This window comes from Sphingomonas sp. IC081, assembly GCF_006874585.1.
In the GTDB taxonomy this organism is placed as follows: Bacteria; Pseudomonadota; Alphaproteobacteria; order Sphingomonadales; family Sphingomonadaceae; genus Novosphingobium.
On record NZ_CP029762.1, the window covers coordinates 520299 to 542968 of the forward strand.

Below are 22670 nucleotides of genomic sequence, written 5' to 3' on the forward strand. Positions count from 1 at the left end.
CCCGCCCATCAGCAAATACCGGAGAGACTGGCCATGTTGGATCGCCGCATGTTTCTGGCATCAGGCGCCGCCGCCGCGGCCTTGTCGGCCAGCGGGGCTCGGGCTGCCCGCGGGGCCGCCGCCCTTGCTGGCGAAACGGTGCGGGTCGATACCCGCACGGTTGCGGGCGCCCTGCCCCACGTCTGGGAGGAATGTGTCGGATCGGACCGCGCGGCGATCACCATGCGCGAGGAGTGGCGGCAGGACATGCGGCTCGCCGTGGCGGAGGCGGGCATCAAGCGCGCACGCTTCCACGGCATCTTCAACGACGAACTGGGGGTGTTCGGCAAGAGCATCCTCGAGATGCGCCGCAACGGCGGACCGAACTGGCTGAACGTCTACCGCGTCTACGACGGCCTGCTCGACCTTGGCGTGTCGCCCTATGTGGAACTGAGCTTCATGCCCGGCAAGCTCGCTTCCGGGAAAACCCAGTTCGGCTTCTACGGCGGCAATATCACGCCGCCGACCTCGGACGCCGAATTTGCCGGATTCGTCAGGTCTTTCACCACCGCGATGGTCGATCGCTACGGGCTGGAGGCCGTGCGCAGCTGGCCCTTCGAGGTGTGGAACGAACCCAACCTCTCGTTCTTCTGGACCGCCGACAAGCAGCGCTATTTCGACATGTACAAGGCCGTCGCGGTCGCGATCAAGTCGGTCGACCCGCAGATCAAGGTCGGCGGCCCCGCCACCTCGAAAACGGCATGGATCGGCGATTTTGCCGAGTGGTGCGCGGCCAACAACGCCCCCGTCGACTTCTTCGCCACCCATGTCTACGCCGGTGACAACCAGGACGAGGTCTTCGGCAAGGGCAGCCCGCGCCGCAGCGTCAATGCCGTCATCCCCGACGCGCTTGCCGATGCCCGGCGCACGATCGATGCCGGGCCGTTCGCCGGCAAGCCGATGTGGCTGTCCGAATGGTCGTCCGACAGCCCGGCGATGATCGCCCACGTCATCGCCGGCGGCATGGCGCACTGCGCGGGCATGTCGCAATGGACGCTGAGCGGCATGTACGAGGAACTGGGCGTCGACGACTACATGCTGAAGGAAGGCTCGATGGGCTGGAGCATGATGATCGACGGCATCGCCAAACCTTCGTTCAATACCTACCGGCTGCTGCACCGGCTCGGCACCGAGCGGCTCGCCGCGCAGGGCCCGGCGCTGGCCGCGAAGGACAAGCGAGGCAGGATCTGCGCACTCGTGTGGAATCTCGCCGAAGTCGATCAGCCCGGCGGCATTCCCGGCATGACCTCCGAACGCAAGATCGTCGGCGGTGCCAGGCGCCTGACCGTGCAGTTCGACGGGCTGAAGGGCGGACGGACCGCGCAGGTACACTATGTCGACTGGGAGCGCGGCTCGCCGATGCCGGCCTGGCGGGCGATGGGCTCGCCCCGGTACCCCTCGCGCGCGCAGATCGCGCAGTTGCGGCAGGTCTCGCGGCCGGTGGTGGAAACGCGCCGCCTCGGCGCCGACGCCTCGCTCACGCTCGACCTGCCCGCCGAAGGGCTCGCCCTGGTCGAGATCGCCTGATCGCATGGCGGGGCGTCCAGGGAAAATTGGTCCGACCATAACGGCAAGGCGGGAAGCTATGGCAGGTATCGCGGGTGCAAAGCCGCTCATCGGGCTGGATCCGGCAGGCGGGAGCGAGGGCAGGCTCTACCGCCGGGTGGTGAAGGCGCTGATCGCCGAACTCCAGTCCGGCATGTACGCGGTGGGCGAGCGCATGCCCGCGGAACGCGACATCGCGACCGCCATGGGCGTGAGCAGGCCGGTCGTGCGCGAGGCGATGCTGGCGATGGAGGTGCTGGGCCTGGTCGAGGCGCGCCTGGGGGCGGGCACTTTCGTGATCCGCCTGCCCGGTGACATCGACCGGGAACCCGAATTCACCGTCAGCCCCTTCGAACTCATCGAGGCACGGCTGCTGATCGAAGGCGAGGCCGCGGCGCTCGCCGCCCGCCACATCACCGACGAGGAACTCCACCGGCTGGAGCACCTCGTTGCCGCGATCGCGCTGGAGAACGCCGATGCGCGCGGCGAAGAGAACGCCGACGAGGCCTTCCACATGACGATCGCCCGCGCCGGCAGGAACAGCGCCATCGTCCGGACCGTCGAACAGCTCTGGACCTTGCGCTCCACTTCGCCGGAATGCCGCCTGCTGCTCGAACAGGCGCGCACCGCCAACGTCAAGCCGGTGGTGGCGGAGCACCGCGCCATCCTCGCCGCGCTGCAGCGGCGCGATCCCGCCGCCGCCCGCGCGGCCATGCACGCGCACCTCGACGCGGTACTCCAGCACCTGCTCTTCGCGGTGGAGGAGCAGGCCGTCGCCGCCGCGCGCCGGTCGGTTGCCGCCACGCGGGCCCGTTTCCTGCGGCCGGGCGCGGGCGAATAGAGGCGGCCCCGGAGCATTGCCCCGGGCCGCCCAAGTGCCCCCGCCCGCCAACCGTCAGGCCGCCATTCCGCCTTCGAGCAGCAAAGTGCTGCCGGTCATGAACATGGCCATGTCCGAGGCGCAGAACAGGATCGCCCGGGCAATGTCGTCGGCCACGCCGACCCGTCCGAGGCGGCTGCCGCCGATGCCGGGGATCGGGCAGTTCCTGATGGTTTCCTCGTCCCATTCGGCGATGAACATGGTCTTCTCGGTCAGCGAGAATCCCGGTGCCACCCCCAGCACGCGGATGCCGTGCCCGCCCAGTTCGATCGCCAGTTGCCTGGTCAGGCCGACAACGCCGTGCTTCGAACTGCAATAGGCAGCCTGCCCTTCGGAAATGCCGCGCACGCCGGCCAGCGAGGCGACGTTGACGATCACCCCGCCGCGCCCCCGCGCGATCATCCGCCGCGCCGCTTCCCTGGCGCCGACAAAGGTGCCGCGCAGATTGATCGCCAGGACGTTATCGAACTCCTCGACGTCGAGGTCGAGCAGCGGCTGAAACGACGGGATACCGGCATTGTTGACCCAGATGTCGAGCGTGCCGAAGCGGCTCTCGGCAAGGTCGGCAGCCGCCACGATCGACGCCGGATCACCCGCGTCGAGGCGGATCGAGACGACATCGACGCCGAACCGTCCGGCCAGTTCGCGGGCAGTTGCGGCGGCGGCCTCTTCATCGATATCGGCGATCAGCACCGACGCGCCGGCTTCGGCAAGCCGCCGCGCCGCGGCCTTGCCCAGCCCCCACGCCGCCCCCGTGACAACCGCGCCCCGGCCCTTCAGCGAGGTCAGCTGATCGAGCGAGCGATCCGAAACGTCTGGCACTGGCATCCCCATTTCTCCTGTTGTTTTCGGGCCCCGGCAATGGCCGCAACGTCGAATCGCGGCGCCGGATCCCCTCGCCGGATTGCCTATATCGAGGCTGGACAGCTGGCAAGTTGTGCGCCACATTATCGCACAAACAGGCGTAACCGGACAGGACGCCACACATGAAAAGGCGCCGGCCCCATCCTGCCGAGCGCCCAACGGGAGAGAAGATATGGTTGCCAATCGTGTCGTCGTCGTCACCGGCGGGGCATCGGGCATCGGGCTGGGCGTGTCGCGGCTGTTTGCCGCCAAGGGCCATCCGGTCGCCATGCTCGACGTTCAGGACGAAGCGCTGGAACGCGAAAGCGCGGCGCTGCGGGCGCAAGGAGCGCGCATCCTTGCCCGCAAGGTCGACGTCGCCGACCGCGCCAGCGTGGAGGCAGCTTATGCCGCCATCCGCGAAGAACTCGGCCCGATCGCGATCGTGGTCGCCAATGCCGGGATTTCCGAGGGCATCGGCTTCCTCGACGTCACCGCGCAGACCTGGCAGCGCATGATCGACATCAACCTGACCGGCGTGTTCAACACGGTGCAGGCCGCCCTGCCGGACATGGTCGCGGCAAGCTGGGGACGCATCATCACCATCTCGTCGCAGGCAGGCCAATCCGGCGCCGCAGACCGCGCCCACTATGCCGCCGCCAAGGCCGGGGTGATCGGCCTGACCCGCTCGCTGGCCCGCGAATTTGCCGCCAGCGGCATCACCGTGAACACCATCCCCCCCTCGGTGGTGGCGACGCCCATGGCCGAAGCCGGGATCGCGGCCGGGACCTTCCCGCCGCTGGAAGTCATCTCCCAGCACATCCCGATCCCGCGTCCCGGCACCCCGGACGACATCGCGGCAGCCTGCGAATATCTCGCCTCGGACGGCGCCAGCTATGTCACCGGCCAGGTCCTGGCCGTCAATGGCGGCATGTTCATCGGATAAGGAAGGCAGGCCGCCGCGATCTGCGCGGCGCGCCCGGCCCGCCAGCCCCCCCCTTCACCCGTCCGTCGCCGCGCCGCCGGATGGACCGCTTTCGAGAAGAACCGTCATGTCCCGATCCGCACGCATCCCCCTCGTTCTGGCCAGTCTTGGCACCGCGCTCGCGCCGCTTGGCGCATTTTCCGCGCCGGCTGCAGGCACGGCGGTGCCAGCCCCCCCAAAACCGGAACGGGTGGAGGTCTCCGCGCTCCCCCTGCCCCCCACCGCGCCGTCCGAAACGGCGGGCGCCTGTTCGAAGGCGGTCGCCCCGCGCGGGACCGGCTGCATGTCCGCCGCCGACGACGGGATTGTCGAGGGCCCTGCCTACATGGGTGATGGGCGGCACGTGCTGCTCACCGTCCAGTTCGCGGGCGCTCCCGCCGGGGATCCGACCCACGACGGGCCGCAGGTCATCGCGATCCGGACCGACGGCACGGTCTTTTCGAACGGCGATGGCTGGAAATGCATCACCTGCGGGGTTCCGGCAGAGGCGCGCCGCGATGCCAACCCGGCCGGCAGCAACGAGCATGGACGCACCGTGCCGGCGGGATCGCCCTGGCTGAGCCTCGATCATCCCCAGCCTTTCCCGGGCGGCACCAGGATGATCGCGGGAACCAACGTCGTCGATTGCGGGCCATACGGGCTTGCCGACGAGCGCTGCACGCCCGATCGCATCCGCATCTATCCGATCCGCTGGAACACCAGCGCGGACGGCTCCGGGCCGGGGGGCTCGATGCGCGAGCTGCGGCTCAATCCCGATGGCCGCCATCTGATGTGGAGCCACATGATCGCGACGGGGCCCGACATCGACCAGCACGGGCTGGTCGGCACGCTGCGCTTCAACCCCGCGCCGCGCCGCGGGCTGCCGCTGGCCCCGCGCTACGAACTCGGCGACGTCCAGGTGCTGACCAATGGCCGCTCCCCTGAGTTTGCCGCCTTTCGCGAAGATCCGAAAAGACCCGGCGTGCTGATCCACAACCCGGTCAAGGGCGCGATCGGCGAAGCCCGGGGCTGGACCCGCGACGGCCGCAATGCGGTCGGCATGGGCATTCCCGAATCCGGCAACGTCGACATGTTCATAACCGACCTGCAATCCGGCCATTCGCACCGGCTGACATCGGCACCCGGCTATGCCGATCCGATCCTGATGTCACCCGACGACAAGTGGCTCGTGGTCTTCGACAACCGCACCGTCGAGCGCCACATGTACTACGGCGCCATGCAGGGCATCCCGCCGCTGACCGACGAACTGACGCGAATGGTCATGCTCAGCGCGCGCTATGGCTATCGCAACGGCATGCGCCGGTTCTTCCAGCCGATCCTGATCGACCGCTGGGGCGACCGGGGCACCTATCGCGGGCAGCAGCTCAATGCCGGAAACGGCGCGCCCGGCAGCGCCAGCGATCCCGACTGGAATGCCCGCGCCGATCCGGCCTGGTCGCCCGACGGGACAAACGTCGTCTATTGGCAGGCGCAAGTGATCTCGCCCGATTGCGGCGGCGCCAATCCGCTGCCCTGCCCGGCTTCCAGCGAACCGGGCGGACGGCGGACCCGGCTGATGATCGCGCGGCTGCCGGATCGGACCGCCCTGCCGCCTGGCCGCAAGGTGGCGCCGGGGGCCATTGCGGTGCCCTGGGGAACCCCCTACCGCGCCGGTGATCCGATGCCCCGGCGCTATCCCTCCGCCCCGGCCGGGCGCTTCACGATGGACGGGTGGAAGGGCGGCAAGGCCGAAGTGGAGATCCGCAAGACCGCGAGCGGCCGCATTTCCTTCGTGTCGGCCCGCTACGCCGGCTTCACCGACGACGGCGCCCACGTGATCGACGGCACCGAAAGCGCGGAACTTGTCATGAAGGACGGGCGCGCCCGGATCGTCTGGCACTCGGACCTGCGGGCGAGCGGGGCCCAGACCGGCACCAAAAAGACCACCGAGCCCGGCGGTTTTGTCATCAGCCCGCTGGGCGAGCCGCTGGACGGCGATCTTGTCACCACCATCGACGGCAAGACATACCGCAAGCCCGCGCCCGGCACCTGAGGTCGCAGCCGACCGGAACCGGCGCAGGCGGCCGCCGCGCCGGTTCCATTTCACACCCTCAGTTGAAAGTCATGAAACATAAAGACGGATTATCCCGGCAATCGGGCGCGTCTATAGACGGCAGCAACCCGATCACAGGAGCATCCCCTTGAAAGCCCTTCCCTTTGCCGCTTCGCTCGCCCTGCTCGTTCCCGCACTGGCCGCGCCCGCATTCCTGTCCGCCGCAGCCCCCGTCGCCCCCGAAACCATCGAGGCCGGCAGCTACAAGGTCGAAAGCAACCACACGCTGACCCAGTTCGCGGTGAACCACTTCGGCTTCAACGACTACTTCGGCACGATCCCCGGCGCCACCGGCTCGCTCTCGCTTGATCCCAAGGCGCTGGGCAATGCCAAGCTGGACGTCTCGCTGCCGGTCGCGCGCATCTCCACCACCAATGCGACGCTCGATTCCGAACTGGTGAGCGCCGACTGGTTCGACGCCGCCACCTACCCCACCATCCGCTTCGTCTCGCAGAAGGTCGAGCGCACCGGCGCCCGCACCGCCCGCATCACCGGCACGGTGACGATGCACGGCGTCAGCAAGCCGCTGGTGCTCGATGCCACCTTCGGCGGCGCCGGCGTCAACCCGATGGACAAGGCCTACACGATCGGCTTTGCCGCCACCGGCACGCTCAAGCGCTCGGACTTCGGCGTGAGCAAGTACGTGCCCGCCGTCAGCGACGAAGTGCAGATCCGCATCACCGCCGCCTTCGAAAAGGTCGGCTGATCGCCTGAACCGGGAGGGGCCGCCAAGGCTCCTCCCGCCTCCATCCGAAGGATCCTCCATGCTGGTCGACGGCAAGTGGACGGCGGACTGGCAGCCGGTCCAGTCCACCGATGAAAAGGGCGGTTTTGTCCGCCAGGTCTCCGGCTTCCGCAACTGGGTCACCATCGACGGCGCGGCGGGCCCTACCGGCACCGGCGGCTTCCGCGCCGAGGCGGGGCGCTATCACCTCTACGTCGCGCTGATCTGCCCCTGGGCCTCGCGCACCCTGATCGCCCGCACGCTCAAGGGCCTCGAGGAAGTGGTCAGCGTCAGCGTGGTCGAACCGATGCTGACCGAGGAAGGCTGGCGTTTCGGCGACTATCCCGGCAGCGACCGCGACCCGCTCCACGGCGCGCTCTACATGCACGAGATCTACACCCGCGCCGATCCGCGCTATACCGGCCGCGCGACGGTTCCGGTGCTGTGGGACCGCGAGACCGATACCATCGTCAACAACGAATCCGCCGACATCCTGCGCATGTTCAATTCCGGCTTCGGCGCCCTCGCCAGTGACCGGTTCGATCTCTACCCGGCGGACCTGCGCGAAGCGATCGACGCCCTCAACGACGAGATCTATCCCCGCCTCAACAACGGCGTCTACCGCAGCGGGTTCGCGACGACGCAGCTTGCCTACGAGGAGGCCTTTGCCGACGTGTTCGGCGCGCTCGACGATCTCGAACAGCGGCTGGGCGGGGGTGGTCCCTACCTGTTCGGCAGCCGCGTGACCGAAACCGACCTGCGCCTGTTCGTGACGCTGGTGCGCTTCGATGCGGCCTATCACGGCCTGTTCAAGTGCAACTTGCGCCGTATCGCCGACTATCCCGCGCTTTCGGCATACCAGACACGCATGCTGGAACTTCCCGGCCTGCGCGAAACCGTCAGCATCGATCACATCAAGCGCGGCTACTATTCGATCAAGGCGCTCAATCCCAACGGGATCGTGCCCCTCGGCCCGCAGCTTGCCGACTTCCCCCCGGCCCAGACTGCGCCGATAGCGACCACCCCGGTGGAGACACCTGCGTGAACACGTCGCTTGTCATCCTGCTCCACGGCGTCGGCAGCAATGGCGCCGACCTTGCCGGGCTCGGCCAGCTCTGGCGGCAGCAATTGCCCGAAGCGCGGTTCGTGTCCCCCGACGCGCCCTTTGCGTTCGACGGCGGCGGGGCGGGACGGCAATGGTTCAGCCTTGCCGGTGTCACTGCCGACAACCGCCCGGCCCGTGTCGAGGCCGCCCGCGCCGCCTTCGACGGCGTGATCGCCCCGATCGTTGCCGCGCAGGGCCTCGAGGACCGGCTGGACCGCGTCGCGCTGGTCGGTTTTTCGCAAGGCACCATCATGGCGCTCGATGCGGTCGTCTCGGGCCGCTGGCCGGTGGCGGCGCTGCTCGGCTATTCGGGCCGCCTCGTTTCGCCCGGGCCGTTCGCGCCGTCACCGCGCACGCGCGTTGCCCTGATCCACGGCGGCAGCGATCCGGTGATCCCGCCCGCCGAAACCACCGATGCCGCCACCCGCCTTGCCGCCCTCGGCATCGCGGCCGGGAGCACGATCCTGCCGGGCCTCGGCCACACCATCAGCCGTGAAGGCGCGGAAATCGGCGCCGCCTTTCTCGCCGCATCCCTCGCCCCGACCGGCTGACACCGTCAGCGCAGGACATCCCCTTCGGGCGCGAGCGGGGGCGGCAGGTCCGCCTCGCCCAGGATCGCCAGCATCTCGCGCTCGATGGTGCGCGCCATGGCGTCAAGCGGCAGATCGTTGGGTTCGAGGCCGAACGGATCCTCCAGCTGGTCGCCCAGCGCATCGAGCCCGAAGAACGTGTAGCTGACCAGCAGCACCGGCAGCAGCGTCCACCAGCCCAGCGTGCCCGCCAGCGCAAACGGCAGGGCCAGGCAGAAGATATAGGCGGTGCGGTGCAGCAGCAGCGAGTAGCTGAACGGCACCGGGGTCAGCGCGATGCGCTCGCAGCCCGCCTGCACTTGCGCCATGAGGTGCAGCTGCTCCTCGATCAGCGAATGGTGGATCGGCGCGATACGGCCGTCGCGCATCAGCGTCAGGCAGCGCTGGCCGAGCCCGTGGAGCAGCGCGTCGGTCGGGTTCACCGCCGTCACCGGGGCGCCCTCGCAGTGGCGGGCAATGGCGGCCGGTTCATCGCCCCCGCGCAGCCGCGCGGCGAGCCCTGCGGCAAAACCAGCGGCACCCGTCAGCACCAGGCGGCGCTCGGCCTCGTCCAGGATCGAGACCCGCCGGGCCAGCGAACGGCAGGCAATCACCAGCGATCCCCAGAGCTTGCGCCCTTCCCACCAGCGGTCATAGCACGCGTTGTTGCGGAAGCTCATGAAGATCGACAGGGCAATGCCGATCAGCGTGAAGGGAATGGCGCTGATCTGCGCGAACAGGCCCGGATGCGCCTCGGCCGCAAGCACCGCGGCCACGGCAATCAGCGCGATGACCGCCAGCCGTCCCGCGATCCGGGGCAGGATCGACCCGCTGACCGCGAAGGCGACTTCCCACAGACCGGGCTTGGGCCGGACGATCATGGCGCCGCCCTATCCGCGCGCGCTGACGGGATCGCCGTAGACAAACGCCACCCAGCCCGAGCGCAGGGTCACCGGATGGCGGATATAGTCCACCTCGTAATCGTCGGCGCGGGCGAGTTCCTCGGCGGTGAGGCGGAAGACCACGCCTTCCACCGCATCCTCGGGATCGTCGCTGCGCTCGACCATCGGGTGCCAGCGCTTGCCGCTCTTGGCGATGACGTCGGGATCGGTGATCTCGATCAGGCGGCTGCGCCAGCCGGCCATGGCATCCGGCTCGCCGGTCAGCAGGCGGCCGAACAGCGCCTGCTGCACTTCGCTCTGGCGCAGGGTGCCATAGGAAAAGACGAGGATGTCCTTCACGCGTTCCACTTGTTCACTCACGCCCGTTTACTCGGCCAGCGCCACGTTGACGATGCGCGGCTGGGTGAAATCTTCCATGCCTTCTATACCTTGCTGACGGCCGATGCCCGATTGTTTTGCCCCGCCGAAGGGTACGTCCCACGGCAGGTCGAGATGACGGTTGACCCAGACCGTGCCGCACTCGATCCGCGAGGCGACCGCGAGGCCGCGCTCGGCATCGGACGTCCAGACGCTGGCGGCTAGGCCGTATTCGCTGGCGTTGACTTGCGCAATCGCGGCGTCGAGATCGTCGTAGGCCTGCACCGGCAGGACCGGGCCGAACTGCTCCTCGCGCACCAGGCGGGCATCGTCGGGCAGGTCGCGCACGATGGTCGGCGCGATGAAGAAACCATCGCCCGGAACCGGGGCGCCGCCGGCAACGATGGTGCCCTGCGCGCGCGCCTCGGCGATGTAGGCCTGCACTTTCTCGAACTGGGTGCGGTTCTGGATCGGGCCGATGGTGGTGCCCTGCTCCATGCCGTCGCCGATCACGGCCGCGCGGGCCAGTTCGGCAAGCGCGTCGCACAGCGCGTCGACCTTGCCGCGCGGGGCATAGACCCGCTTGATGGCGAGGCAGACCTGGCCGGAATTGGTCGTCGCGCCCGCGTAGATGTGCGGGGCGACCTTGGCGATGTCGGCATCGCCAAGCACCAGCGCGGCGTCGTTGCCGCCCAGTTCGAGCGTGAAGCGCTTGAGGGTGTCGGCCGCGCTGGCCAGCACTTTCTTGCCGGTCGGAGTGGAGCCGGTGAAGCTGACATGGGCAACGCCGGGATGACGGCTGAGCAGCGCGCCCAGGTCGTTGGCGTCGGTGAGCGTCTGGAACACCCCGGCAGGCAGCACCGAGGCAGCGACTTCGCCGAGCAGCAGCGTCGCCAGCGGGGTCGACGGGGCCGGCTTGGCGATGAGGACATTGCCGGTGACCAGTGCGGGGGCCATCTTCACGGCCAGCAGCAGCAGCGGGTAGTTCCACGGCGTGATCGCCGCGACCACGCCCAGCGGATAGCGCTGCTCGACGATGCGCTCCTTCGCGGTTTCCCGCAGGACACGCGGTTCGAGCTGCTGTTGCGCATAGTAGGCGAAGGCGGAAATGCTGGCGGCCACTTCGCCGCGTGCCTGATCGAGTGGCTTGCCCTGCTCCAGCGTCAGGATGCGGGCAAAATCCTCGGCCCGCGCCTCGATCGCGGCGGCCAGACGCTCCAGGAAGGCGCCGCGCTCGGCATAGCCCAGCGCCGCCCAGGCCGGAAATGCATGGCGGGCAGCGGCAATGGCCTGCTCGGCCTGCGCATCGTCGGCACGCGGCGCCTGCGCGAAGACGCGCCCGGTCGCCGGATTGACGACTTCAAGCGTCGAAGCGCCCGGCACAAGCGTGCCGCCGATGAGAAGTTGGTAATCCATGCGCATAACCTCGGGGGGCCGACAGAGGGGCCCGCAGGCGCATGGGCCAAAAGCCTGGCGGCGGCAACCCCGCAGGCGCGGTTGTCCGCCCAGAACCTGCAAAACTGCGCCGGATCCCATTGGCGCTCCGGTAAAAACCGCGCCAATGGGACGCTCAGGTCATGCTCAGCCCCTCTTCAGGGCTGTTCTACTTCCCGAAAAGGACGGACTTGGGCCACCATGTCAGCGTGTGCTGGTCATGCGCCGTGGTCCAGAGCCCCTCTGCCGTATAACGCAGCGCCCCGCTGCCGGCGGCCTTGCCAGCCCGCTTTTCGACCGTCATCGTCGCCGGATCGATGGCCACAAAGACCTGATCGTCAGTCGTGCGCAGCCAGACCTTGCCGCCGCCGGTATCGATATCGCCCCACTTGAGGTTGGCGCCCACCTTGACGCGGCCGGTAACGGCAACGCTGGCGGGATCGATCCGCGCGACCGTGCCATCGCCCTGTTCCTGCACCCAGACGCCGCCTTCCCCGGCCGCGAGGAAGCCCGGCTCCTTGCCGAGCGGCGCCTTGCCGACAACGGTGTTGGTGGCCGGATCGATGCGCTGCAGGGTCTGCTGCGTGGCGCTGACCGCCCAGAGTGAGCCGAGCCCGAACGCAAGATACCAGGTACCCGGATCGACCGTTACCGAACTCGCCACCACATTGGTGGCGGGATCGATCCGCGCGATCTTGCCCGCCGCGTCGCTGGCGACCCAGATCGAGCCCGCCCCGGCCACGACGTTCAGTTCACCTGCCGGATTGGCAATGCCGGTGGGGATCGTCGCCAGCAGCTTCGCGGTCTTCACGTCGATGCGCTTGACCGCGCCTTCCTTGCAATCCGCCACCCAGAGCGAGCCCTCGGCAATCGCCATGGCCCCGCAGGGGCGGGTCACCGGCACTTCCGCAAGTTTGCCCTCTCGCGACCATTGCTCGACCTTGCCGCGATTGGTCGCCCAGACGGTCTTGCCGTCCACCGCCAGGAAATCCGCGAAGCCCGGCACCTGGATGACCTGCTCTTCCTGAGCATGGGCGGTGGTCGAAATCGTCGCCAAAGCACCGGCTGCCGCCAGAGCCATCAATCCGAACTTGCGCATATGTCCCCCCTTCGGGCTTGGCGACAGGATCAGGCGGCGCGGGCGATGAAGGCGCGCCAGCCGCCGAGGCTGGTGATGTCTTCAGCGCCGGTGATCGCGCGCGGTTCGGCCACGAAGCCCTTCACGCTGGAACCGTCCGCCAGCGTCACCGTACCGATGGCAAGCGGGGCGGGGACTTCGACGACGAAGCTGCCGAACTCGGCCACGCCCAATTCGTAGACTTCAACGGCGATCGGCGCGCCGTCCTCGCTATGGATCAGCGCGGGCTTGGGCGGCACGCTGTCGGCCATGGCGTAGAGACGGTAGGTGGGTGCGGTTTCGAACGCGCCGACGAACTTGGCGTCGCGCGAGGTCAGCTGCCAGTGGAGCGGCATGTCCTTGAGATGGGCTCCAACGACGGCGAGTTTCACAGTCTGCATCTTTCCCTCCAGATCGAGTGATGGCGGCGGCGGAAGATCCGCGACCGAAAGGTAGGCGTCGGCCACGTCCAGCAGGGCGCGGTCGGTGTCGGCGGGGCCGATCAGGGTGATCCCGAAGCCCGTGGCATTGGCGCGAATGCCTGCGGGCACGGCCAGCGCGGCCATGTCGAGCAGGTTCACGAAATTGGTGTAGAGCCCGAGATTGCTGTTGAGCGCGACCGGCGCCGCCAGCAGTTCGGACACGCGGTACGTGGTGCCCGTGGTCGGGAAGGCCATCATGTCGATGTCCCCCCACAGCAGGTCCGCATGGCGCTTGATCGCGGCAAGGCGGTACATGCCGTTGAACAGCTCCACCGCGCTGACATCCGCGCCGGGCTCGACGATGGAGCGGACGGTCGGGTCGATGGCATCGGGGTTTGCCGTCAAGAGCGCCTCGACCGCAGCGGTACGCTCGGCCACCCAGGGACCGCCGTAAAGCAGTTGGGCAGCCTCCAGCAGCGGGGCGAGGTCGATCTCGACGAGTTCGCCAAGCTGCGCGAGGTTTTCCAGCGCCCGGTCGTAGAGGAATTCGGATTCGGCATCGCCGAACCACACGCGCTGCTCGCGGCGCGGCACGCCGATGCGCTTGCTGGCGAGCGGCTTGTCCGCCAGCGGTTTGGAATAAGCATCGGCCTCATCGAACGCCGCCACTACGCTGTCGACCAGCCGCGCGTCAGCGGTGTCGTCGGTGAAGACGGTGATGCAGTCGAGCGTGCGGCAGGCCGGGACGAGGCCCTGCGTGCTCCAGCGGCCCTTGGTGGGCTTGAAGCCGATCAAGTGGTTAAACGCTGCCGGAACGCGGCCCGAACCGGCGGTATCGGTGCCCAGCGCAAAGGCCACCAGCCCCGCCGCGACGGTGACCGACGAGCCCGAACTCGACCCGCCACTGACATAGGCAAGGTTGGAGGCATTGCGCGGAATGCCGTAAGGGCTGCGGGTGCCGACAAGGCCGGTCGCGAACTGGTCGAGGTTGGTCTTGCCGACGCAAAGCGCGCCCGCAGCCAGCAGCCGCTCGACCACCGTTGCCGAGGCTTCGGGGCGATAGGCAAAGTCCGGGCAGGCCGCCGTGGTATCGAGGCCGGTGACATCGATGTTGTCCTTCACCGCGAAGGGAACGCCCGCCAGCGGCAGGCTCTCCCCGGCGGCCACGCGGGCATCGATGGCGCGGGCGGCGGCGAGAAGATCTTCCCGCGCCGCGCGGCTGATCCAGATCTGCGGCTGAACCGCGTCGTAAGCCTCGACCCTGGCGAGGGTATCCTCGGCCACGGCCACGGCGCTGGTGCGGCCCGCATTGACGGCAGCGGCAATCTCGGCCGCGCTCAGGCGATCCGGCGCGCTCATGCGTGCTGCCTCAGCGCGAGCATGGGCGCACCGGGTTGCAGCGACTGCCCTTCGCGCATGTAGAGGACTTCGACCGTGCCCCGGCCGGGGCTTTCCACCGGACATTCCATTTTCATAGCCTCGATCACGGCGATCTTGTCGCCCGCTTCCACCACGTCGCCTGCCGAGACGAGCAGCATCGAGACGACACCGCCGTAGGGCGCCTCGACCAGATTGGAGCCATCCGGCACCTCGATGGCCGCTTCCACCGCCACGTCCGCTTCGGCGGCATCGGCGGCGTGATCGAACTCGCCCCGGCGCTGCCAGTCGGCGCGTTCCTCGTCGAAGGCGGCCTGCCGCTTCGCCTCGAACTCGGCGATGCCTTCGGCATTCTCGGCCAGATAGGCGCGGTAGTCGGCAAGGCGGAATTCGGAAGGCTCGATGCGGATCGAACGGCGACCCGCCGGGAATTCGCGGCGCCAGTCGGCCAGTTCGTCCGCGCTCACGGGATAGAAGCGGATCTGGTCGAAGAAGCGCAGCAGCCAGGGCTTGCCTTCGGTGAAGGCGTCGGTCTGGCGATAGGTGTTCCAGACCTGTAGCGTGCGGCCGAAGAGCTGGTAACCGCCCGGCCCTTCCATGCCGTAGATGCACATGTAGGCGCCGCCGATGCCCACGACGTTGGGCGGCGTCCACGTTCTGGCCGGGTTGTACTTGGTGGTGACCAGCCGGTGGCGGGGATCGACGGGGGTTGCCACCGGCGCGCCCAGATAGACGTCGCCCAGGCCCATCACGAGGTAGTTCGCCTCGAAGATCAGGTTCTCCACCGCATCGGCATCGGCAAGGCCGTTGATGCGGCGAATGAACTCGATATTGTCCGGGCACCAGGGCGCATCGTCGCGCACGGTCGCCATGTACTTCTCGATCGTCTCGATCGTCGCCGGATCGCGCCAGCTGAGCGGCAGGTGGACAATGCGCGAGGGGATCGCGAAGTCCTCCAGATCGCCCAGCCGCTCTTCCGCCGCGATCAGCATGGCGAGCGCGGCCTTCTGGTCCATCGCCTGCCCGTCGAAGTGCAACTGGAGCGAGCGGATGCCGGGCACCACGTCGATGATGCCGGGCAGCGCGAGCCGCTCCAGCTCGGTCATCAGCGCATGGACGCGGATGCGCAGCTCGATGTCGAGCACGATCGGGCCGTATTCGACAAGGATATTGCGATCGCCCTGCTGGCGATAGACCGTGCGCGGACGGCCCGGCCCTTCGGGGATTTCGGCAAGGATGGGCGAAAGCGTCTCCACCGCCCGCGCCGGGGACAAGGCCGGCACTGCGCCGGTTTCGACAAGGCCGCGCTGCATGGCATCGGCCTGGGTCGCATCCGCGATGTTCACCGGCACGAAGCGCAGCTTGTCGCCCGGCGTCAACTGGCCGATCTTCCAGCGGTCCGCCGCGATCACCACAAACGGGCAGACGAAGCCGCCGAGCGAGGGACCGTCGGGGCCCAGGATGATCGGCATGTCGCCGGTGAAGTCCACCGCGCCGATGGCGTAGGGGTTGTCATGGATGTTCGAGGGGTGAAGGCCCGCCTCGCCGCCATCGGTGCGGGCCCAGCGCGGCTTGGGACCGATCAGGCGCACACCGGTACGGTTGGAGTTGTAGTGCACCTTCCATTCCGCCGCGAGGAACGTCTCGACGTCATCGCCGGTGAAGAAGTCCGGCGCGCCGTGCGGGCCGTAGAGCACGCGTAGGGTCCAGTCGGTCGAGATCTCCGGCAGGACCACCTCGGGCAGCGGCGCGTCGGTGGCGTCATTTGCCAGATGCAGCGTATCGCCCGCAAGCAGACGGCGCGCGGCGTGGCCACCGAACTGGCCGAGTTCGAAGGTGCTGCGGCTGCCGAGGTAAGGCGCGATGTCGAGCCCGCCCGCGAACAGCACATAGCCGCGCATGCCGCCGCTCGATGCCCGGCCCATGGCCAGCGTCTGGCCCGCCTTTACCTCGGTGGGAACGCCCAGCGACACCGGCGCGCCATCGAGCGTCGCGCCGAAATCCGCGCCCATCAGGCAGATGCGCGCCGCCGCCACGAAGGACAGCGTCGGGCCGGTCACGGTCGCTTCCAGACCCGCCGTGCCTTCCGGATTGCCGAGCAGACGGTTGCCGAGGCGGAACGACTGGTCGTCCATCGGCCCCGAAGGCGGCACGCCCACGGCCCAGAGGTGCTGACGGCCCGGCCAGTCCTGCACGGTCGTCGCGGTGCCGCCGCTGACCACGCGGATCGAATTGGGGTGATAGGCCACGCCGTCCAGCACGCGGGTTGAAACCTCGCCGCTGGTGAAGGCGGGGGTGCGCACCACATCGCGCAGCCAGCGCAAATTGGTCTCGATCCCGTCCACACGGCTGGCGTCGAGCGCCTTTTGCGCCGCCTCGACCGCCACTCCGCGGCTCGGTGCGTGGACGATCAGCTTGGCCAGCATCGGATCGTACCAGGCGCTGACCGTACTGCCTGCCGAGCACCATGTCTCGACGCGGATATCCTCGGGGAATTCCAGCGCCGTCAGCGTGCCCGAGGTGGGGCGGTAATCGAGCGAAGGGTCTTCCGCATAGAGCCGCATCTGCACCGAATGGCCCTGCGGCTTCGGCGTCTCGCGGTCGAGGAAGGCGTAATCGCCCGCCGCGCCGCGCACCATCCATTCGACAAGATCGATGCCCATCACCATTTCGGTGACACCGTGCTCGACCTGAAGGCGGGTGTTCATCTCAAGGAAGAAGAACTCGGCGCGGTCGGCATCGTAGAGGAACTCGACCGTACCGGCCGAGCGGTACTTGGCAGCCTCACCCAGACGGACGGCGGCAGCGAACAGTTCGGTCCGCACGGAGTCCGGCAGCAGCGGCGCGGGCGCTTCCTCGACCACTTTCTGGTTGCGGCGCTGGAGCGAGCAATCGCGCTCGCCAAGCGCCATGACGCGGCCCTGCCCATCGCCGAAAAGCTGGACTTCGATATGGCGCGCACGGCCGATATAGCGTTCGAGGAAGACCCCGGCATCGCCGAAGTTGCTCTGCCCCTGCCGCTTCACGGCCGCGAAGCCTTCGCGCAGGGCCGTCTCGTCCTCGCAGACGCGCATGCCGATGCCGCCGCCGCCCGCGGTGGCCTTGAGCATGACCGGATAACCGATCTTCGCGGCGGCGCTGACCGCCTCTTCCTCGTCGGTGAGGAGGTCGGTGCCCGGCGCCAGCGGCACATCGTGGGCGGCAGCCAGCGCGCGGGCGCTATGCTTGAGGCCGAAAGTGCGGATATTGTCCGTGGTCGGGCCGACGAAGACGATCCCGGCGGCGGCGCAGGCCTCGGCAAACTCGACATTCTCGGCCAGGAAGCCGTAGCCGGGATGGATCGCCCCGGCCCCGGTCTTCTTCGCCGCTGCGAGAATGGCGGGGATGTTGAGGTAGCTGTCGGAAGCCTTGGCGCCGCCGATGCAGACCGCCTCGTCCGCCTCGGAAACGTGATTGGAGCCTTCGTCCGCCTCGGAATAGACCGCCACGGACTTCAGGCCCATGCGGCGCAGCGTGCGGATGATGCGGGTGGCGATCGCGCCTCGGTTGGCGATCAGGACCGTGTCGAAGCTCATGCGGTGACAATCATCCGGACGGGGGTGGGGTTGAAACCGTTGCAGGGGTTGTTGACCTGCGGGCAGTTGGAAACGACGACAACCACGTCCATTTCCGCCCTCAGGTCCACAGTCAGGCCCGGCGCGGATATTCCGTCGACGATACCCAGCGACCCGTCCGGCTCGACCGGTACGTTCATGAAGAAGTTGATGTTGGAGACGATGTCCCGCTTGCCGCGCCCTTCGGTGAGGTTGGCTTCGAGGAAGTTCTCCACGCAGGCGTGTTCGGCCTTGGTATGGTGGCCATAGCGCAGCGTGTTGGACTCGCAGGAACAGGCGCCGCCGATAGTGTCGTGGTATTCGACCGAGGTGGCGGCGATGGTCATCATTGGCCGTCCTTCGTTGGACAGCAGCTTCGTACCAGCCCGCAGGAACAGGTTGCCCTGCGCGGAGACGGTATCCTGCGCGCTGTAGCGTTCGGCATCGTCCTCGGCCGCATAGAGCAGGAAATCGACGGCCTGATTGCCTTCGAGATCAACGATGCGCAGCGTCTGTCCTGCGGCGATATGGTGCAGCCAGGGCGCACGGGCCGGGACGACGACATCGTGGATCACGCTGCCGTCAAGGCCGGACATGTGGGGATCGGTGCTCATAATCCGGTGTCCTTTCAGCGGCGGAAGTAGTCTTCGACGTTCTTGAAAGCGCGCAGGCCTTCGGGCGTGGCGGTGCGGACGGGATCGTCCTCGCCCGTCACCGCGCCGCGCCAGGCCGAGACGCGCAGCGGCGTCACTGCATAGTCCTCGCGCGGGTCAAGCACGTGGGGCACGTTGGCGATGACCACGATCACGTCCATCTCGGCGCGCAGGATCACGCTGCGGCCTGCCTCGTAAGGCCCCACGAGCGGGGTGATGGTGCCGTCGGCCTCGATCCGCGTGCCCTTGAACAGCGTCACGCAAGGATGCACGTCGCGGCGGCCGAGGCCGTGCTTGGCACTGCCGAGCAGGAAGCGGTCGCGGCCGTTGGGATAGAGGCCGCTGTTGCTGCCATCGCCGTACTTGGCGGCATTGGTGGCGGCGTTCGAGGTGCCGCAGAAGGTGTCATGCGTGCCCGCATCGTCTTCCAGAATGCTGAACAGCACCCGCCCCATGTCGGACAGCAGCAGCTTGCCAGCGCCGAGATAGGCGTTCCACTGCACTTTCACGGTATCGGCCACGTTGAGGCGCTCGGTCGGCATCTCGGCGTTGAACACCAGCAGCGAGGCACAGGCATCGCCGCGCAGGTCGATCAGTCGCAGCCGGGTGCCGCGCGAAAGACGCCGGGTGGCATAACCGCCCGCCGCGATGGTCTCTTCCCAGACGAGATCCTCCGGGGAGACACCTGCGGGCAGATCGTCCGCCACCGGGGGCAGCACCGGCATGCTTTCGGCCACGGTGCCTTCCATGCTGCGTGCATGATCGCGGGCGGCCAGCGGGTTCGCGAGGACTTCGGACATCAATGCGCTCCGTTCGAATGGGGGTGGCCGTCCTGCTCATGGAGCGGCGGCAGAAGAGCGGTGGTGGTGACGAGTTCCAGCTGCTGCACGCCGCGGACCCGCCGGATGGCATCGCACAGTTCCTTCAGCCGGACGGCCGGCCCCTGCACGAGAAGAACTTCAAGCGACTGGTCATCTTCCAGCACGACATGCTGCGAGGAGATGACTTCCTTCAGATAGGCGGCCTGGGTCTGCGACAGCAGATGGCGGACGCGGCCCTTTTCGCTGCGGTAAACGAGGGTGATGGTGCCCGCGAGCGTCTCGTCCGGGTGAACCAGCGAGCCATGCTCGGCAAGCGCGTGGCGGATCAGTTCGGCGATCAGCTGCGAACGGGACGGCAGGCCCCGTTCCGCAACCATCGTGTCGAGCTGTCTGAAGAGGTCTGCCGGTAGGCTCATGCTGAGCCGCGCCAGGCTTGCGGATTCGGAGCTCATATGCACCTCCTTCCAGTTATTACCTATTCAGTCAATGGTAATACTGACGCGCTCATCGGGAATATGCACGACGCGGTCCTTCAGCGGCAGGTCGTAGACCGCCGTGGCGCCGAAACGGTGCGGTGCGTGCGGATCGTGGCGACGCTTGTCGAGCGCCAGCACGCGGGTTCCGAGGCTGAATGCCTCGCGGATATCGTGGGTGACCATGACGATGGTCAGCCCGTAATCGCTCCACAAACGGCGGATCAGCGTGTGCATGTCCGCCCGGATGCCGGGATCGAGCGCGCCGAACGGCTCATCGAGCAGGAGGATGCGCGGCCGCTTCACCAGGGCCTGCGCGATGGCCAGTCGCTGCTGCATGCCGCCCGACATCTGCGCGGGGTAGAGATCGAGACTGTCGCCAAGGCCCACCGCCTTCAGCATCTCCACCGCTTCCTCGCGGGCAGCGCGGCGGCGGGCACCGAACAGCCGCGTGGCGATGGGCGATTTCTCGCATTCCATGCCCAGCATCGTGTTGCGCAGCGCCGAAAGGTGCGGAAACACCGAATAGCGCTGGAAGACGATGCCGCGATCGGGCCCGCACTCGGCACGGAGCGGGGTTCCGTCCATCAGGATCTCGCCCTGGGTCGGCGCTTCCTGCCCGAGGATCAGGCGCAGGAAACTGCTCTTGCCCGCACCCGAGGGGCCGACGATGGATACGAAGGAGCCGGCCTCGATGTCGAGCGTGAGTTTCTCGATAACGATCCTGTCGCCGTATTCGACCCAGACGTCCTTGAAACTGAGTAGCGTGTTCAATGGTTTTCTCCGTGTGCCCACGGGAACAGCCGCTTGCTGAGGACCGTCAGCATCACGTCCATCACGATGGCCAGCACCGCGATCCAGGCGACGTAGGGGATAATCACGTCCATCGAGAGATAGCGGCGAACCAGGAAGATGCGGTAGCCGAGGCCCACGTCGGACGCGATCGCCTCGGCCGAGATGAGGAAGACCCAGGCTGGACCCAGCGCCAGTCGCAGTGCATGTAGCAGCCGGGGCATCGCCTGCGGCAAGGCCACGCGGATCATCACCTGCCAGCTGCTGGCCCCCAGTGTCTGCGCCTTGATGATCTGCTCTCGCGGCAAGGAACCGACATGGGCGGCGATGTCGCGGATCATGACCGGCGCGATGCCGATGACGATCAGCGCCACTTTTGCCGTTTCACCCAGTCCCAGCGCGATGAACAGGATCGGCAGGAGCGCGATCGGCGGGATCACCGCGATGCCCGTCACCAGCGGCCCGAACGTGGCCCTGACCGGCGGCAGCACACCCAGCGCAAGACCGACCACCAGCGCCATCAGCGTCGAGATGCCGAGCCCGATGCCAAGCCGCTGAAGGCTGGCGAGCGTATCGGCCCAGAACACCAGTTGCCCGGAAAGCTGGTCCGGCACGAACATCAGCGCCGACATGCTCTCGGCCATGCTGGATGGCAGAGGCAGGATCTTGTCCGCCGGGTTCACCGCATGGCGGTTCGCCGCGAGGACAAGGTAGACCACGACCAGCAGCAGGATCGGCAGCGATCCCAGAAGCATACGGTCCCCTCGCCGGACTTGACGATTTACCCAACGCATAGCGGTCTTTTCACCTTGAGGATGCGAAAGTGCGAGACTCTCAGAGCTTGCCTTCGGCGGCCATCTTCATGAAGCTGTCGTCGAAGCGCAGCGTCACGTGCTGCGGGTCGCCGAGGGTCTTGCCGCCGGGGAAGGACATGCCCACCGCATCGGCGGACGTGGCGCCCTTGAACAGCCCCTTCGAGAAGCTGAAATCGCGCACGCGGGTCATCGTGGTGACGAGCGCAGGCGATTCCGTGGCCGCAACGGCGGCCTTCGGATCGGAGTAGAGGTAGGTGGTTGCAAGCTGGCCATCGAAGGCTTCGGGCGTCGATCCGGCAAGCTTGGCCATGGCCGCGCGCGCGGCCTTGCCCTCGGCATCCTGGCGCTTCATCAGCGCCACGGTTTCGTACCAGATCCCCGCCAATGCCTTGCCGAGCTTCGGGTTGGCCTTCAGCGTGGCGGTATCGACCGCCAGAAGATCGAGGATCTCGCCGGGAATATTGGCCGAACTGAAGACTTCCTTGGCGCCCGCCTGCTGCTTCATGACCGAAAGCTGCGGGTTCCAGGCGACGGCAGCCGTCACGTCGGGGCTGGCGAAGGCGCCGACGATATCGGCATCGGCCGTGTTCACGGTCTTGACGTCGCTGAGCGACATCCCGGCCGAAGCGAGGCCGCGAGCGAGCAGGTAGTGGGACACCGAAAGCTCGACGAGATTGATCTGCTTGCCCTTCAGCGACTTCAGGTCGCCGCCGCCCTTGAGCATGATGCCGTCATTGCCGTTCGAATAGTCGCCGACGATGATCGCGCTGGTGTCCTTGCCGCCAGCCGCCGGAATGGTCAGCGCGTCCATGTTGGCGACGGTGACGCCGTCCAGCTTGCCGGCGGTGTATTGATTGACCGATTCGACGTAGTCGTTGACCTGGACCACGTTGATCTTGAGACCGTACTTGTCCGCCCACTTCTTCACGATGCCGGCTTGCTGGGCATAGGGCCAGGGCATCCAGCCGGCGTAGATCGACCATCCGATGTTGAACTCCGTGCGCGCCTTGGGCGCTTCGCCGGATTGCGAGCAGGCTGCGGTAAGAAGCACGCCCGCCAGCAATGCGGCCTTGGATATTCTGCGGATCGATACGATCATGACTCGGGTCCCCTTTCGCAGTGCAGCATTGCC

Annotated in this window: 20 protein-coding genes; 7 read left to right on the plus strand and 13 right to left on the minus strand. The window is 67.6% G+C overall.

The features are described 5' to 3' along the window. Positions 1-33: 33 nt before the first annotated feature. Positions 34-1566 carry a GH39 family glycosyl hydrolase gene (locus DM450_RS20545; RefSeq protein WP_142638676.1) on the plus strand — a complete coding sequence of 511 codons (1533 nt, stop codon included), beginning with the start codon at positions 34-36 and terminating at the stop codon, positions 1564-1566. 58 nt (positions 1567-1624) lie between these two features. Beyond that, positions 1625-2425 carry a FadR/GntR family transcriptional regulator gene (locus DM450_RS20550; protein WP_142638677.1) on the plus strand — a complete coding sequence of 267 codons (801 nt, stop codon included), beginning with the start codon at positions 1625-1627 and terminating at the stop codon, positions 2423-2425. A 54-nt stretch (positions 2426-2479) separates the two neighbouring features. Here DM450_RS20550 and DM450_RS20555 read toward each other — a convergent pair whose 3' ends face one another. After that, on the minus strand, positions 2480-3292 hold the full coding sequence (locus DM450_RS20555; protein WP_185928796.1) for an SDR family NAD(P)-dependent oxidoreductase: 813 nt from the start codon (positions 3290-3292) through the stop codon (positions 2480-2482). A gap of 208 nt (positions 3293-3500) precedes the next feature. Here DM450_RS20555 and DM450_RS20560 point away from each other — a divergent pair, with 208 nt between their 5' ends. The 5 genes from DM450_RS20560 (at position 3501) to DM450_RS20580 (ending at position 8764) form a co-directional block, all read left to right on the plus strand. Continuing rightward, the gene (locus tag DM450_RS20560) at positions 3501-4253 is read left to right on the plus strand and encodes an SDR family NAD(P)-dependent oxidoreductase (protein ID WP_142638681.1); all 753 of its coding nucleotides are present in this window, start codon (positions 3501-3503) and stop codon (positions 4251-4253) included. Between the two features lie 106 nt (positions 4254-4359). Continuing rightward, positions 4360-6324, plus strand: coding sequence for a TolB family protein (locus DM450_RS20565; RefSeq protein ID WP_221889487.1), 1965 nt, complete (start codon positions 4360-4362; stop codon positions 6322-6324). A gap of 148 nt (positions 6325-6472) precedes the next feature. Further along, on the plus strand, positions 6473-7090 hold the full coding sequence (locus DM450_RS20570) for a YceI family protein (RefSeq protein ID WP_142638683.1): 618 nt from the start codon (positions 6473-6475) through the stop codon (positions 7088-7090). 58 nt (positions 7091-7148) lie between these two features. Further along, positions 7149-8153, plus strand: a complete 1005-nt coding sequence (locus DM450_RS20575) for a glutathione S-transferase family protein (protein WP_142638684.1) — start codon at positions 7149-7151, stop codon at positions 8151-8153. Further along, positions 8150-8764: an alpha/beta hydrolase gene (locus tag DM450_RS20580; protein WP_142638686.1), complete on the plus strand. Its 615-nt coding sequence runs from the start codon at positions 8150-8152 to the stop codon at positions 8762-8764. Before DM450_RS20575 ends, DM450_RS20580 begins: the two co-directional genes overlap by 4 nt. Positions 8765-8769: 5 nt before the next feature. On the opposite strand, the gene DM450_RS20585 is transcribed toward DM450_RS20580, so the two are convergent. The 12 genes from DM450_RS20585 to DM450_RS20640 all read right to left on the minus strand — a co-directional run bounded on the left by DM450_RS20585 (position 8770) and on the right by DM450_RS20640 (position 22637). After that, the gene (locus DM450_RS20585; protein WP_142638688.1) at positions 8770-9663 is read right to left on the minus strand and encodes a bestrophin family protein; all 894 of its coding nucleotides are present in this window, start codon (positions 9661-9663) and stop codon (positions 8770-8772) included. Positions 9664-9672: 9 nt separating this feature from the next. Further along, positions 9673-10044: a gamma-glutamylcyclotransferase family protein gene (locus DM450_RS20590; protein ID WP_242526427.1), complete on the minus strand. Its 372-nt coding sequence runs from the start codon at positions 10042-10044 to the stop codon at positions 9673-9675. A 6-nt stretch (positions 10045-10050) separates the two neighbouring features. Then, complete coding sequence (locus DM450_RS20595; RefSeq protein ID WP_142638690.1) at positions 10051-11463, minus strand: aldehyde dehydrogenase family protein; 1413 nt, start codon at positions 11461-11463, stop codon at positions 10051-10053. Positions 11464-11644: 181 nt separating this feature from the next. Beyond that, positions 11645-12574, minus strand: a complete 930-nt coding sequence (locus DM450_RS20600; protein ID WP_142638692.1) for a YncE family protein — start codon at positions 12572-12574, stop codon at positions 11645-11647. A 29-nt stretch (positions 12575-12603) separates the two neighbouring features. Next, positions 12604-14373 (minus strand): allophanate hydrolase, encoded by a 1770-nt coding sequence (gene atzF / locus DM450_RS20605; RefSeq protein WP_142638694.1) that lies wholly within the window; start codon positions 14371-14373, stop codon positions 12604-12606. After that, positions 14370-17966, minus strand: coding sequence for an urea carboxylase (gene uca / locus DM450_RS20610; protein ID WP_142638696.1), 3597 nt, complete (start codon positions 17964-17966; stop codon positions 14370-14372). The genes atzF and uca overlap by 4 nt, the downstream gene beginning before the upstream one ends. After that, complete coding sequence (locus DM450_RS20615) at positions 17963-18598, minus strand: urea amidolyase associated protein UAAP2 (RefSeq protein WP_142638699.1); 636 nt, start codon at positions 18596-18598, stop codon at positions 17963-17965. The genes uca and DM450_RS20615 overlap by 4 nt, the downstream gene beginning before the upstream one ends. A 14-nt stretch (positions 18599-18612) precedes the next feature. Beyond that, complete coding sequence (locus DM450_RS20620) at positions 18613-19437, minus strand: urea amidolyase associated protein UAAP1 (RefSeq protein ID WP_142638701.1); 825 nt, start codon at positions 19435-19437, stop codon at positions 18613-18615. Continuing rightward, positions 19437-19910: a CopG family ribbon-helix-helix protein gene (locus DM450_RS20625; protein ID WP_185928797.1), complete on the minus strand. Its 474-nt coding sequence runs from the start codon at positions 19908-19910 to the stop codon at positions 19437-19439. Before DM450_RS20625 ends, DM450_RS20620 begins: the two co-directional genes overlap by 1 nt. Positions 19911-19937: 27 nt before the next feature. Continuing rightward, positions 19938-20705 carry an ATP-binding cassette domain-containing protein gene (locus DM450_RS20630; protein WP_142638705.1) on the minus strand — a complete coding sequence of 256 codons (768 nt, stop codon included), beginning with the start codon at positions 20703-20705 and terminating at the stop codon, positions 19938-19940. Continuing rightward, a complete protein-coding gene (locus DM450_RS20635) occupies positions 20702-21517 on the minus strand; it encodes an ABC transporter permease (protein ID WP_142638707.1) in 816 nt (271 codons plus the stop codon). The genes DM450_RS20630 and DM450_RS20635 overlap by 4 nt, the downstream gene beginning before the upstream one ends. Before the next feature lie 40 nt (positions 21518-21557). After that, complete coding sequence (locus DM450_RS20640; RefSeq protein ID WP_142638709.1) at positions 21558-22637, minus strand: putative urea ABC transporter substrate-binding protein; 1080 nt, start codon at positions 22635-22637, stop codon at positions 21558-21560. Positions 22638-22670: the final 33 nt, after the last annotated feature.

Coding starts and splice junctions, on each gene's coding strand:
- DM450_RS20575 (WP_142638684.1), top strand. CDS start 7,149: ATGCTGGTCGACGGCAAGTGGACGGCGGACTGGCAGCCGGTCCAGTCC.
- DM450_RS20625 (WP_185928797.1), bottom strand. CDS start 19,910: ATGAGCTCCGAATCCGCAAGCCTGGCGCGGCTCAGCATGAGCCTACCG.
- DM450_RS20620 (WP_142638701.1), bottom strand. CDS start 19,437: ATGTCCGAAGTCCTCGCGAACCCGCTGGCCGCCCGCGATCATGCACGC.
- DM450_RS20550 (WP_142638677.1), top strand. CDS start 1,625: ATGGCAGGTATCGCGGGTGCAAAGCCGCTCATCGGGCTGGATCCGGCA.
- DM450_RS20545 (WP_142638676.1), top strand. CDS start 34: ATGTTGGATCGCCGCATGTTTCTGGCATCAGGCGCCGCCGCCGCGGCC.
- DM450_RS20555 (WP_185928796.1), bottom strand. CDS start 3,292: ATGCCAGTGCCAGACGTTTCGGATCGCTCGCTCGATCAGCTGACCTCG.
- atzF (WP_142638694.1), bottom strand. CDS start 14,373: ATGAGCGCGCCGGATCGCCTGAGCGCGGCCGAGATTGCCGCTGCCGTC.
- DM450_RS20635 (WP_142638707.1), bottom strand. CDS start 21,517: ATGCGTTGGGTAAATCGTCAAGTCCGGCGAGGGGACCGTATGCTTCTG.
- DM450_RS20565 (WP_221889487.1), top strand. CDS start 4,360: ATGTCCCGATCCGCACGCATCCCCCTCGTTCTGGCCAGTCTTGGCACC.
- DM450_RS20615 (WP_142638699.1), bottom strand. CDS start 18,598: ATGAGCACCGATCCCCACATGTCCGGCCTTGACGGCAGCGTGATCCAC.
- DM450_RS20600 (WP_142638692.1), bottom strand. CDS start 12,574: ATGCGCAAGTTCGGATTGATGGCTCTGGCGGCAGCCGGTGCTTTGGCG.
- DM450_RS20585 (WP_142638688.1), bottom strand. CDS start 9,663: ATGATCGTCCGGCCCAAGCCCGGTCTGTGGGAAGTCGCCTTCGCGGTC.
- DM450_RS20595 (WP_142638690.1), bottom strand. CDS start 11,463: ATGCGCATGGATTACCAACTTCTCATCGGCGGCACGCTTGTGCCGGGC.
- DM450_RS20560 (WP_142638681.1), top strand. CDS start 3,501: ATGGTTGCCAATCGTGTCGTCGTCGTCACCGGCGGGGCATCGGGCATC.
- uca (WP_142638696.1), bottom strand. CDS start 17,966: ATGAGCTTCGACACGGTCCTGATCGCCAACCGAGGCGCGATCGCCACC.
- DM450_RS20640 (WP_142638709.1), bottom strand. CDS start 22,637: ATGATCGTATCGATCCGCAGAATATCCAAGGCCGCATTGCTGGCGGGC.